General features: G+C 37.3%; 14 protein-coding genes. 8 read left to right on the top strand and 6 right to left on the bottom strand.

Features of this window, described 5'->3' with window-relative positions:
• Positions 1-17 precede the first annotated feature (17 nt).
• Positions 18-1430, top strand: a complete 1413-nt coding sequence (locus AAEU33_RS08685) for an efflux transporter outer membrane subunit (protein WP_345992077.1) — start codon at positions 18-20, stop codon at positions 1428-1430.
• Positions 1431-1615: 185 nt separating this feature from the next.
• On the opposite strand, the gene miaA is transcribed toward AAEU33_RS08685, so the two are convergent.
• A complete protein-coding gene (gene miaA, locus AAEU33_RS08680; RefSeq protein WP_345992075.1) occupies positions 1616-2530 on the bottom strand; it encodes a tRNA (adenosine(37)-N6)-dimethylallyltransferase MiaA in 915 nt (304 codons plus the stop codon).
• 92 nt (positions 2531-2622) lie between these two features.
• On the opposite strand from miaA, the gene AAEU33_RS08675 reads away from it, so the two are divergent.
• The 3 genes from AAEU33_RS08675 (at position 2623) to nadA (ending at position 5232) form a co-directional block, all read left to right on the top strand.
• Positions 2623-3480, top strand: a complete 858-nt coding sequence (locus AAEU33_RS08675; RefSeq protein WP_172280340.1) for a DUF1732 domain-containing protein — start codon at positions 2623-2625, stop codon at positions 3478-3480.
• A gap of 69 nt (positions 3481-3549) precedes the next feature.
• Complete coding sequence (gmk, locus tag AAEU33_RS08670; protein ID WP_345992073.1) at positions 3550-4113, top strand: guanylate kinase; 564 nt, start codon at positions 3550-3552, stop codon at positions 4111-4113.
• 99 nt (positions 4114-4212) lie between these two features.
• Positions 4213-5232, top strand: a complete 1020-nt coding sequence (gene nadA, locus AAEU33_RS08665; RefSeq protein WP_345992072.1) for a quinolinate synthase NadA — start codon at positions 4213-4215, stop codon at positions 5230-5232.
• A 72-nt stretch (positions 5233-5304) separates the two neighbouring features.
• Here the strand turns inward: nadA and AAEU33_RS08660 are convergent, their stop codons facing one another.
• From AAEU33_RS08660 to AAEU33_RS08640, 5 genes are all read right to left on the bottom strand, one after another.
• Positions 5305-5478, bottom strand: a complete 174-nt coding sequence (locus AAEU33_RS08660; protein WP_345992071.1) for a hypothetical protein — start codon at positions 5476-5478, stop codon at positions 5305-5307.
• 53 nt (positions 5479-5531) lie between these two features.
• Complete coding sequence (locus tag AAEU33_RS08655) at positions 5532-5726, bottom strand: hypothetical protein (RefSeq protein WP_345992069.1); 195 nt, start codon at positions 5724-5726, stop codon at positions 5532-5534.
• A 25-nt stretch (positions 5727-5751) separates the two neighbouring features.
• On the bottom strand, positions 5752-5937 hold the full coding sequence (locus tag AAEU33_RS08650) for a hypothetical protein (protein ID WP_172280349.1): 186 nt from the start codon (positions 5935-5937) through the stop codon (positions 5752-5754).
• A 112-nt stretch (positions 5938-6049) separates the two neighbouring features.
• Positions 6050-6244, bottom strand: a complete 195-nt coding sequence (locus AAEU33_RS08645; RefSeq protein WP_345992067.1) for a hypothetical protein — start codon at positions 6242-6244, stop codon at positions 6050-6052.
• Between the two features lie 41 nt (positions 6245-6285).
• Complete coding sequence (locus AAEU33_RS08640) at positions 6286-6453, bottom strand: hypothetical protein (protein WP_172280353.1); 168 nt, start codon at positions 6451-6453, stop codon at positions 6286-6288.
• A 527-nt stretch (positions 6454-6980) separates the two neighbouring features.
• Here AAEU33_RS08640 and thrA point away from each other — a divergent pair.
• Genes thrA through folB form a run of 4 tightly spaced genes read left to right on the top strand, consistent with a single transcriptional unit; the run spans position 6981 to position 12054 of the window.
• Positions 6981-9425 (top strand): bifunctional aspartate kinase/homoserine dehydrogenase I, encoded by a 2445-nt coding sequence (gene thrA, locus AAEU33_RS08635; protein ID WP_345992065.1) that lies wholly within the window; start codon positions 6981-6983, stop codon positions 9423-9425.
• A 9-nt stretch (positions 9426-9434) separates the two neighbouring features.
• Entirely contained in the window at positions 9435-10364 is a 930-nt protein-coding gene (locus AAEU33_RS08630; protein ID WP_345992064.1) for a homoserine kinase, read from the top strand.
• Between the two features lie 11 nt (positions 10365-10375).
• On the top strand, positions 10376-11680 hold the full coding sequence (gene thrC, locus AAEU33_RS08625) for a threonine synthase (protein WP_345992062.1): 1305 nt from the start codon (positions 10376-10378) through the stop codon (positions 11678-11680).
• 5 nt (positions 11681-11685) lie between these two features.
• Complete coding sequence (gene folB / locus AAEU33_RS08620; protein WP_345992060.1) at positions 11686-12054, top strand: dihydroneopterin aldolase; 369 nt, start codon at positions 11686-11688, stop codon at positions 12052-12054.

The raw sequence follows: 12054 nt of genomic DNA, 5'->3' as shown, positions 1-12054 counted from the left end.
CACTTAAAAGAAAAACAATGAAATTAATAAAGAATATTTTTCTAACTTTTATATTGGCTGTAATAGCGGTTTCGTGTGTGACTAAGGTCGCTTACACGGAACCGGACTTACAGCTTCCGGAAGACTTTCGCTTTAGGGCAACGGCTGATACAGCCAGTGTAGCGAATTTACAATGGAAAGATTTTTTTAAAGATCCTATTTTACAGGGATTAATAGAAAAAGGAATTGCAAATAACCTTGATCTGCAAATTGCTTTAAAACAAGTTGCATCATCACAGGAAAAATTATTACAGGCTAAATACCTTCAATATCCTGATATAGGTTTTGCTGTCTCAGGACAGATTTCAAGACCATCAAAAAACAGCATGAACGGGCAGAGTCTTAATCTTTTTATAGGAAAAAATCATGTAGAGGATTATAACGCAGCATTCAACCTTTCATGGGAAGCGGATATCTGGGGTAAAATAAAGAATCAGCAGGAAGTTTCAAGAATGCAGTATCTGCAAACTTATGAAGCGACCAAAGCAATCCAGACCCAGGTTGTTGCAGCTATTGCTCAGGGGTATTATAACCTGCTTATGCTGGATAAGCAACTGACTATTGCACAATCTAACCTGGAACTAAGCACCAATACATTATCAATCACTGAAAAAATGTGGGAAAGTGGAGACACTACATCTCTTGGAGTTCAGCAGGCTACCGCTCAGAAGCAGTCTACAGAGCTTTTAATTTCTCAATTGCAGCAAAATATTGCAATCCAGGAAAATGCATTGAGCATATTGATAGGTGAAGCTCCCAATAAAGTCAACAGAGGGATCGAAATGTCTGATACTTCTTTGTCTCAGGATCTTTCCACAGGACTTCCGGCAAAAATGGTAAGCCGTCGCCCTGATGTACGCCAGCAGGAATTGGTATTACTGGAGTCCAACGCCATGGTAGGAATTGCACAAGCTAACATGTATCCTTCATTAAAGATTACAGCAAACGGCGGAATCAATTCTTTTAAATTTGACAATTGGTTTCAGATTCCGGCTTCATTATTCGGATCCGTTTTGGGAGGAATTACACAGCCGATCTTTCAAAAAAGACAGTTGAAAACCGATCTTGCGGTTGCTAAAATTCAGAGGGAGAAAAATGTACTGGCATTCCGTCAGTCTGTTTTAAATGCAATGGGAGAAGTTTCCGATGCGTTGGTTTCCAATGAAAATTTAAAGGTTCAGGAACAAAAAGCAACTGAGCAGGTAACTACATTAAAAGATGGTATTAAAAGTGCTCAAATGCTTTATAAAGGAGGTTTAGCTAATTATCTTGAAGTGATTACGGCACAAGCCAACTCTCTTCAGGCAGAATTAAACCTGGCATCTGTAAAAAGACAAAGATTAAGCAGTATTGTTGATCTGTACAGAGCCTTAGGTGGAGGATGGAAGTAGTCAATTAAATTTAATATTGTTGATAGTGCGGTCTTTAGGGATCGCACTTTTTTTTAATCTTTAAGCGAAAAAAGATTCTGTAGGTATGTTTTCTAAGGAAAATCAAAGAGACATTTCTTAATCTTAAAACATAGTTAAACTAAATTTACTTTTTAAGTTTAACAAGTACTAAAGACTAAAAAGAATTATTGTAAAGCTTTCCGATTAATATATTCAACCAGGTTATTGAAATCATTTTGTGAATACCCTACCTGCAAATAATGAATATCATCCGCTTTCCGATACCACGTTAATTGGCGTTTCGCATATCTCCGGCTATTTTTCTTAATTTCTTCAACAGCAAAATCAAGACTCCAGGTTCCTTCAAAATATGTAAACAATTCTGCATAACCGACCGTATTCAAAGCAGTAAGATGTTTAAATTCTTCAAGCCCTTTAGCTTCATCCAGCAAACCTTTCTCCATCATGATATCCACTCTCCTGTTGATCCTTTCATATAATTCTTCCCTGGGAGCTTCAATTCCCACCCTGATTACATTAAAATCACGGGAATCCTGAGAAACAGATATCAGTTCCGAATACTTTCTGCAAGTTTGCCAGATGATATCAATGGCTCTTAAGAGTCTTCTATGATTATGAATATCAACAACTGAATAGTATTCCGGATCAAGTTCTTTTAAAATTTCCTGTAGTTTTTCAATGCCTTCCGTCTCAAAAATATCCTGTAATTTTTGTTGATTTTCTGTATTAGCCTCAGGAAGGTCGTTCAGTCCTTCGATGACCGCTTTTTCATACATCATGCTTCCTCCGACAAGGATCACGGTATTGTATTTCTTAAAAAGTTCGTTTAGTTTTTGTAAGGCGTCTTCTTCATATTGCCCGATAGAGTAATATTCTTTGACCGAAAGATTTCCAATAAAATGATGAGGAGCTTCGGCAAGTTCCTCTGCTGATGGAGAGGCGGTACCTATTTTCATTTCCGCAAAAAACTGGCGTGAGTCACAGGAAATGATTTCCGTATTGAAATGCTTAGCCAGATCAATTGCCAGTCTTGTTTTTCCAATTCCGGTGGGTCCCACTACTGAAATCAAATTTTTCATCAGTTCACTTTCATTTTTTATCGTCAGATGGAATCTTTATAGATTTCACAGTGCTAATTTAAATGTTTATCTTTGTACGACAATAAAAAACTATGATTTTATCAATGACTGGCTTCGGTAGAGCCGAAGATGTTTTTGAAGGAAAAAAAATATGCGTAGATATTAAATCACTGAACAGCAAGAGCTTTGATTTAAATATCAAAATACCGTTGCGCTATAAAGAAAAAGAATTCGAAATCAGAAAAATCCTTAACGACAGAATTATCCGCGGAAAAGTAGATTGCTACATCTCTGTGGAAAATCTTGAAGAAACCAACGATGTAAAGATTAATAAAAATCTTATTGACTCTTACATCAATGAACTTCGTGCTATCGCCTCAGACGGACCGGATTTCGAATATCTTAAAATGGCAGTAAGACTTCCTGATGCCATCACCTCCAGACCCGACGAACTAACAGAAGGTGAATGGGAAAATTTAGCTGCTATTGTCAACAGTTCAATTGACAGATTTGAAGAATTCAGAAAAGCAGAAGGAAAAACCTTACACCTTGAACTTGAAAAGAATATTCAGAATATCGACAAATATTTATCTGAAGTTGTTCCTTACGAGGAAGTAAGAATCAACAGTGTAAAGGAGCGTTATCAAAAATCCCTGAAAGAGTTTGAAAATGTAGATGAAACACGTTTCTATCAGGAAATGGCATATTTCACGGAAAAACTTGATATTTCTGAGGAAAAGGTGAGACTTTCCCAACATTTAAAATATTACAAAGAGGTGATGGATAATGAAGATTTCAATGGGAAGAAATTAGGTTTCATTTCTCAGGAGATCGGAAGGGAAATCAATACATTAGGTTCAAAAGCCAACCATGCTGAAATTCAGAAGCTGGTGGTGATGATGAAGGATGACCTGGAGAAGATTAAAGAACAAACGTTAAATGTATTATAAAATAGTTGACAATTGATAGTTAACAGTTGAAAGTAACCTATTAACTATCGACAAGCAACTGACAACTATATGGAAAAAGTGATCATATTTTCAGCACCTTCCGGGAGCGGGAAAACAACATTGGTAAAACATTCATTATCCGTATTTCCGGAGCTTAAATTCTCCATCTCCTGTACAACAAGACAGCCGAGAGGAGGTGAAGTACATGCTGTAGATTATCATTTTCTGACACCTGATGAATTCAGACAGAAAATCAGTGAAGAAGCTTTTGTAGAATATGAAGAAGTATATACAGACAAATATTATGGTACTTTAAAATCTGAAGTAGAAAACATCTGGAAGCAAGGTAAAGTAGTTATTTTTGATGTCGATGTTAAAGGAGGGATTTCCTTAAAAAAATATTTTGGAGAAAAAGCATTATCTATATTTATTGAACCTCCTTCCATTGAAGAATTGGAACGAAGATTGATCTTGAGAGATACAGATGATGCAGAAACCATTAAAACCCGTGTAGAAAAGGCGGAAGAGGAAATGACCTACGCCGGAGAATTTGATAAAATTGTCATCAATACGGATCTGGATCAAGCAAAAAAAGAAATAGAAAGTTTAATAAAAAGTTTTATCAGCAACTAATCGCTGGAAGATCAAAGTAAGAAATGAGCACTAATGCCCAAAATCACACTTCTGATTTCTAACCTCTAGCTTCTGGTAATAAAAAAAATTGAGGTTGATATGAGTACCGAAACATTAGAAAAAGCTAAATCTGCAATTCCTGTAAGGGGATTTTTAGATATTAAAGATATAGCGATTCCTCAGGAAGAAGAGCTGGTGAAAGCTATTCTTAAGCTTAAAGAAGAGAAAAATGCGGTTATATTAGCGCATTATTACCAACCGGGAGAAATTCAGGATATCGCAGATTTCCTGGGAGACTCTTTGCAGCTGGCAAGACAGGCTAAAGAAACCAATGCAGATATGATTGTATTCTGCGGTGTCCATTTTATGGCAGAGGCAGCTAAGATCCTTAACCCTACAAAAAAAGTTGTTCTTCCTGATACCATGGCCGGATGTTCATTGGCTGACGGGTGTAGTGGTGAAGGATTGAGAAAAATGCGCGAACAGCATCCAAATGCTTTAATCGCAACTTACATCAACTGTAATGCAGAAACGAAAGCAGAAAGTGATATTATTGTAACCAGCTCCAATGCGGAAACGGTGATCGAGGCCTTACCTAAAGACCGACCTATCATTTTTGCACCAGATAAAAATCTTGGAAGATATCTTTCTAAAAAAACAGGCCGCGATATGATCCTTTGGGATGGAAGTTGTATAGTTCACGAAGCCTTTTCAATGGAAAGAATTGCTCAGCAATTGGCTGATAATCCGGATGCAAAACTAATTGCACATCCTGAAAGTGAAGAAGCTGTTTTAAAATTAGCCCACTTTATAGGTTCTACTTCTGCGTTATTAAACTATGTAGAAAAAGACGACTGCCAGAAATTCATTATCGCTACAGAAGAAGGTATTCTGCACGAAATGAAAAAACGTGCTCCTCATAAGGAACTGATTCCGGCATTGGTTTTCGATGAAAGCTGCAACTGTTCAGAATGTTTCTATATGAAACGAAACACTATGGAAAAGCTCTATTTGTGTATGAAATATGAACTTCCGGAAATTCTTATCGACGAAGAACTTCGTTTGAAGGCCTTAAAGCCAATTGAAGCCATGCTTGATCTTTCAAAAAGCATCAAATAAATAAAAAGCACTGTTATCACAGTGCTTTTTTTGATTTATTTTTATTCGAAACAAAAAGTGTTTAGCTCTGGATTAACATGGAGGAAGTTCTATTAATCTCGCTTTACAGCATTCCGGCATTGCATTGAATACAGCACATGATTCCGGATCCGGACCAAATGGACCGGAAGGACAAACGTGATTACAATTCCCACTGCCATTAATTGCTTTTAAATGTTCTCTGTTTAAAATTTTAAAATTTTTCATGTCTGATCTACTTTTACATATAATATTCCATTAAGAATTACATCAGACATTTACTAATTAGTAGTCAGGTCAAAACAATCAGCACTTACCAGTACTCTGGTTTTACAACATTCCGGGAGCGCCTTAAAAGCGTCACAAGAGTATGGGAATCCAGGTCCGTAAGGTCCCGGAGGACAGTTTTCGTTGCATGTATCGCCACCAATTACAGACTTTAAGTCCTTTCTGTTGATTCTTTTTAGATTTTTCATAGCCATTTTTTTTGATTAGTGAAAATTAGTCCGGTGCACACTCGTAGCTTAACAAAACTTTAGGTTTACAACATGCTGGCAAAGCATCGTAGTCCGCACATGATCTGGGGAATCCAGGCCCGTAAGGTCCCGGAGGACAGGCATAGTTACAAGTTGCTCCTCCATTAACTGATCTTAATTTTTCTCGTTTTAATTTGATTAGATTTTTCATATAATTCTATTAAGTTTGAATTATAAATATAGCAAATACATTTGAATTTCAGAGAATTAAACCTATCAAAACATAAAAAAGGTTACTCATCTTTGAATAACCTTTTCTTACGCTACATTGTAATTGGTCCGGCACACGCAGGACTCAGAAACGCCTCATTCTTACAACACTGTGATAACAATTGATAGGCAGCACAGGAATGGGTCGCCCCTGACCCCGGTGGGCCGTAAGTATTTCCTGCCGGACAGCCACCAGGGCAAGATCCTCCGTTAATCATTTTTAATTTTACTCGTGATAATTTTTTCATAATGAATATTTTAATCAATTTAAATTCTAAAAGTCAGTTCATCACACCATGGGTGGGTAACAGGTTCCTCCAGGAGTACGCCAGCAACCCCAGCCTCCTTGTCTGAAACACACATATGCTGCTCCGCCACAAGTATCAATCTGAAATTGGGTAAATCCCCCATTCACTTTTTTCTGCTCTTCTCTGGAGAGCTTCTTTAACTTTTCCATACACTCAAGTTTTGTTATTTGTATTCGGATTAAATTTTTGATATAAAAATGAGAATCATAAAATCCAAAACAAAGGAGTATTTAATATCTGTACAGGATCAATAAGTAAGTGTAGAGGTTTTTATTGTTTTGGTGATCTCCCAATAACCGTATATATAAAAGCAATCATTCTAACAGTCTAAAGGTGGTCATAAAAAAGAAATGCAAAATCGTATTTATCTATGTCTATCAAAGGAATACAATACATCTGCTAAAATTTGAGTCTAAAAAAAATTACATTAAATTGGATTAAAAATTTTTATTTTCCAAAATAACTTCTACATTTGTTACTTCAAAGATGCAATCAGTACAAAACATATCTGTAACTATTTATCCGGAGTTCTCTGCTTCGGTTGCATCATCCATTATTATTTCTACTACAACTACAACCCCATAACGGGGTAGATTTTCACATATTATTTCAGGTACCTCGTACTCTTTTTTTAAAGAGTAACATTTTTATTTTTTCCCAACCTTAAAAATATACAATGAAAGTCTTAAAATTCGGCGGAACTTCTGTTGCCCATGCACAGGCAGTTCTGCAAGTCGAAAAAATTATAAAAAAAGAATCTTCCGCTAAGCAAATTGTCGTTGTAGTTTCAGCATTACATGGAGTAACAGATTTATTGATCAAGGCAGCAGAGCAAGCTTCCGAGGCTGATGAAAGTTACCCTCATCATCTTAAAATCCTTGAAGAAAAACATCTGAACCTTGTAAAAGACCTTCTTCCCATTTCAGCACAAAGTGCATGGCTAAGTTTTGTAAAAAAGCACTTTAATGATATTGAAGATATTTGCAACGGGATATTCACCTTGGGAGAATTTACCCCCAGAATTAAAGATAAGATCGCTTCTTATGGCGAGTTCCTCTCTTCAAATATCATTACGGCAAGGTTTGAATCTGCCGGGCTGGACGCCGTATGGATGAATTCAGCTGATTATATCAGAACAAATACCCATTATACACGGGCAAAAGTTGATTTTAATGTGAGTAATAATAATCTCAGACATTATTTCGAAACCAATCCAAGGCAGATTTACGTAGCACCAGGTTTTATAGCAAGTGATGAACATGGCAACAGAACAACTCTGGGAAGAGGAGGTTCAGACTACTCCGCTGCAATTATTGCTTCAGCCATTAACGCTGAGGAGCTTCAGATATGGACAGATGTCAGCGGAATGATGACAGCCGATCCAAGGCTTGTATCCCAGGCAAAAGTTATTCCTGAAATAACTTATCAGGAAGCAATGGAATTATCCCATTTCGGAGCAAAAGTACTTTATCCGCCAACCATTCAGCCGGTCATGATAAAGAATATAGATCTTCGTATCAAAAATACTTTTAATGCGGATGCTTCCGGAACTTTAATCTCTCATGATCTGCAGAATACTGATCCGGAACAAATAGCTGTTGGTATTTCCAATATGAACAATATTGCTCTTCTCACTCTTGAAGGAAGCGGAATGGTTGGAATTCCCGGAATCTCTGCCAAGCTTTTCCAGTGTTTAAGCCACGAAAAAATAAATGTTATTCTAATCACCCAAAGTTCTTCTGAGCATTCAATCACCCTTGCAATTGATGAAAAAGAGCTTTTTCACGCGGAAAGCGCAATCAATCTTGCATTTGAAGATGATTTGAAACTTCAGAGAATTGAACCTGTAAAAATTGAAAACAGGCTTTCGATTGTGGCGGTTGTAGGAGAAAATATGAAAAGCAGAAGCGGTGTAAGCGCCAAGATGTTCAGCTGTCTTGGAAATAACGGGATAAACATCAGGGCTATTGCACAGGGTTCTTCGGAAAAAAATATCAGCATCGTAATTGCTGAAAATGATACAAAAAAAGCAGTAAACATTCTGCATGAAGAGTTTTTTGAGTCAGAAATCAAACAGGTACATCTTTACATCTGCGGAACAGGAAATGTAGGCACTAAGCTTATACAGCAGGTGTATGCCCAGAATAAATATCTTAGAGATCATCTATCTCTTAACCTGAGAATCGCCGGTCTTTCCAACAGTCGGAAAATGGTATTTTTGAATGAAGGAATTCCGGAAAATGAGTATGTCAACTTGCTTGAAAACGGAGAAAAAGCTTCTACTCATCAATTTAGCAGGGAGATCGTAACAAGAAATCTTAGAAACTCGGTCTTTGTAGACCTTACAGCCAATGCTGAGATCCCGGAAATTTATGAGAACCTGTTAAAAAAGAGTGTCAACATTGTAGCCTGTAATAAAATAGCAGCCGCATCAGATTTTGAAAATTATAAAAAGCTGAAAAACCTTGCTAAAAACCACAATTGTAGATTTTTCTTTGAAACCAATGTAGGGGCAGGACTTCCTATTATCGGAACTATAAATGATCTGGTGAGAAGCGGCGATGCTATTACTTCCATTAAGGCCGTGTTAAGCGGTACTTTAAATTTTGTTTTTAATGAGTACGATGGAACCCAATCATTTTCAGAAGTTGTTGCCCGTGCCCAGAAAGAAGGATTTACTGAACCCGACCCGAGACTCGACCTTGCCGGAACTGATGTGGCGAGAAAAATTTTAATACTTGCACGCGAAGCCGGTTTTCCTCTGCAGTTTAATGAAATCGAGAACATTAGTTTTTTACCGGAAGAATGCATGCAGGGTGATGTAGAAAATTTTTATACCATACTTGTAAAATATGAGGATCATTTTAAAAATCTATTTGACCAGGCTAAAAAGGCCGGAAAAATTTTAAAATATGTCGCAGAGTTTGACAATGGTAAAGCAAAAGTTGGATTACAGCATATAGCGCCCGACAGTGATTTGTTTCATCTGTACGGAAAAGACAATATTGTTATTTTCAAAACTTTAAGATATTCCGAGCAACCCCTGGTTGTAAAAGGTGCAGGTGCAGGTGCTGAAGTTACAGCAAGTGGTGTTTTTGCAGATATTGTACGTTCCGTTTAAAAAAAATCTATGAAAAGTATAAAAATTAAAGTCCCGGCAACCGTCGCTAATCTGGTTTGTGGTTTTGATATCCTGGGCATGGCGATCAATGAGCCATATGATGAAATGGAAGTAAGACTATTGGAAACACCTGATATTATTGTCCGCCATACCGATGGCTTCAATCTTCCGGAAGAAGCTTCAAAAAATGTAGCAGGAATTGTTCTTATGAAAATGCAGGAGCATCTTCACCTGAAGAACGGATTTGAAGTCATTATTCATAAACACATCAAACCCGGCAGCGGCCTCGGTTCCAGTGCTGCCAGTGCTGCAGGTGCCGCTTTTGCGGCAAATATCCTGATAGGAAATATTTTGTCCAGGGAAGAAACAATTCATTTTGCGATGTTTGGAGAAGAGCTCGCTTCCGGAGTACGGCATGCGGACAATATTGCTCCGTGTATTTATGGAGGGATCACCCTTGTGAAATCCTCAGATCCTATTGATATTATTTCCCTGAATACTCCTGGTTTGTTCATTGCCGCTGTGCATCCGCAGGTTGAAGTAAAAACATCTGACGCAAGACAGATCCTTAAAAAAAATATTCAGCTGAAAGATGCCATAACGCAATGGGGAAATATTGCCGGGCTCATTGCCGGTATTGAGAAAAATGATCTATTCCTGATTGGGAGAAGCCTGAATGATGTTATTGTAGAACCGGTTCGAAGCATTTTGATTCCGGAATTTGATACCATTAAAAGAAAAAGCCTGGAAATGGGAGCACTGGGGGGAGGAATTTCAGGATCAGGGCCTTCTGTTTTCATGTTAACGGAAAAGAAAAAAACGGCCGGGGATATTGCCATGATGATGAAATCGGTTTATGATCAGATCAATATCAATAGCATGGTGTATGTATCGGATATTAATTCTACCGGGATCATCATAGAAGAACAGAATAACTAAAAAACAGAAAGATGAACTATTACAATTTAAAAGATAAAAAGGAAAAGGTAAGTTTTAAAACCGCTTCAATTAAGGGGCAGGGAAAAGAAAAAGGGCTGTTTTTTCCGGAAAACATTCCGTTGTTTAATACCTATTTCACTCAGAATCTGAACCGGTTTTCAGATGAAGAGATTGCTTTTCAATGCATGAAAGACTTTGTAGATAAGGAAATTCCGGAAAATGAATTACGACAAATTATTTCGGAAACAATTTCTTTTGACATTCCTTTAAAAAAAATTACAGATAGCATATCCGTACTCGAGCTATTCCACGGCCCTACCCTCGCCTTCAAAGATGTAGGAGCAAGGTTTATGAGCCGCTGCTTATCTTACTTCTTAAAGGGAGGACAGAAAAAAGTAACAGTCCTGGTTGCTACATCCGGGGATACCGGAGGGGCTGTTGCCCATGGTTTTTATAATGTGGATGGAATCGATGTGGTTATTTTGTATCCGAAAGAAAGAGTAAGTCCTGTTCAGGAAAAACAATTGACAGCCTTAGGAGGAAACATTACCGCTTTAGAAGTAAATGGAACTTTCGATGACTGCCAGAGCCTTGTAAAACAGGCATTTTCAGATCCGGAAGTCAATAATGAATTATTCCTTACTTCTGCCAATTCCATTAACATTGCGAGATGGTTACCACAACAGATCTATTATCTGCTGGCTTTAAAACAGTGGCAAAAAACTGAAAAAGAAAATCCTGTCATTTGTGTTCCCAGCGGAAATTTCGGAAACATCTGCGCCGGATTGATGACTTACATGAGAGGACTTCCTGCAGACCATTTTATCGCTGCATGTAACGCCAATGATGTAGTGCCCCATTATTTAAAAACACAAATCTTTGAACCTAAAGAAACAGTAGCAACCCTTTCCAATGCAATGGATGTCGGAAATCCCAGCAATTTCATCCGTATTCTTGAAATGTTCCAGCACCAATTTGAAGATCTCAATCATATTATTTCCGGATATTCCGTAAATGACGAAGAAACTTTAGCAACCGTCAGGAAAGTCTGGAAACATCATGCATATCTTCTCGAACCCCATGGAGCAGTTGCCTATACTTCTTTAGAAAACTATCTGAAGCAAAATCCTGAAAAGAAAGGTTTTATCCTGGAGACAGCTCATCCTGTAAAATTCCCCGATGCTGTGGAAAAAGCCATTGCACAAGAAATTGATATTCCGGAATCATTGGCAGATTTAATGAAAAAGGATAAAAAAACCGTTGAAATTAATTCAGATTTTCAAGAATTAAAACGATTTTTGCTGAACAAAAACTGAATTTTATGAGCAAGATCTTTTTGGAAGATGTGAAAATATATGCGTACCATGGTGTTTTACCTGAAGAAAACATCATCGGTACTTACTACATTTTAAATCTAGAGATCCATACCGATCTCTGGAAAGCTGCAGAATCAGATGATCTGAATGATACCATCAGCTATGCGGATATCAATGATATTATCCTTGAAGAAATGAAAGTTAAATCAAAACTTCTGGAACATGTGGCCGGAAGAATTATTTCAAAAATTAATGAAAACTTTCCTGAGGTTTCTTATATCAAGCTTAAAATCACCAAAACAGCTCCTCCTATGCAGGGAGAAATGAAAGGTGCAAGTATTGAACTGGAAAAAAGTTTTAATCCAAATAATTAA

It is taken from the genome of Chryseobacterium sp. Chry.R1, from assembly GCF_039645525.1.
In the GTDB taxonomy this organism is placed as follows: domain Bacteria; phylum Bacteroidota; class Bacteroidia; order Flavobacteriales; family Weeksellaceae; genus Chryseobacterium; species Chryseobacterium proteolyticum.
Note: the sequence above shows the minus strand (reverse complement) of the source record. Positions and strands in the feature narration are given on the sequence as shown.

Coding starts and splice junctions, on each gene's coding strand:
- AAEU33_RS08685 (WP_345992077.1), top strand. CDS start 18: ATGAAATTAATAAAGAATATTTTTCTAACTTTTATATTGGCTGTAATA.
- miaA (WP_345992075.1), bottom strand. CDS start 2,530: ATGAAAAATTTGATTTCAGTAGTGGGACCCACCGGAATTGGAAAAACA.
- AAEU33_RS08675 (WP_172280340.1), top strand. CDS start 2,623: ATGATTTTATCAATGACTGGCTTCGGTAGAGCCGAAGATGTTTTTGAA.
- gmk (WP_345992073.1), top strand. CDS start 3,550: ATGGAAAAAGTGATCATATTTTCAGCACCTTCCGGGAGCGGGAAAACA.
- nadA (WP_345992072.1), top strand. CDS start 4,213: ATGAGTACCGAAACATTAGAAAAAGCTAAATCTGCAATTCCTGTAAGG.
- AAEU33_RS08660 (WP_345992071.1), bottom strand. CDS start 5,478: ATGAAAAATTTTAAAATTTTAAACAGAGAACATTTAAAAGCAATTAAT.
- AAEU33_RS08655 (WP_345992069.1), bottom strand. CDS start 5,726: ATGAAAAATCTAAAAAGAATCAACAGAAAGGACTTAAAGTCTGTAATT.
- AAEU33_RS08650 (WP_172280349.1), bottom strand. CDS start 5,937: ATGAAAAATCTAATCAAATTAAAACGAGAAAAATTAAGATCAGTTAAT.
- AAEU33_RS08645 (WP_345992067.1), bottom strand. CDS start 6,244: ATGAAAAAATTATCACGAGTAAAATTAAAAATGATTAACGGAGGATCT.
- AAEU33_RS08640 (WP_172280353.1), bottom strand. CDS start 6,453: ATGGAAAAGTTAAAGAAGCTCTCCAGAGAAGAGCAGAAAAAAGTGAAT.
- thrA (WP_345992065.1), top strand. CDS start 6,981: ATGAAAGTCTTAAAATTCGGCGGAACTTCTGTTGCCCATGCACAGGCA.
- AAEU33_RS08630 (WP_345992064.1), top strand. CDS start 9,435: ATGAAAAGTATAAAAATTAAAGTCCCGGCAACCGTCGCTAATCTGGTT.
- thrC (WP_345992062.1), top strand. CDS start 10,376: ATGAACTATTACAATTTAAAAGATAAAAAGGAAAAGGTAAGTTTTAAA.
- folB (WP_345992060.1), top strand. CDS start 11,686: ATGAGCAAGATCTTTTTGGAAGATGTGAAAATATATGCGTACCATGGT.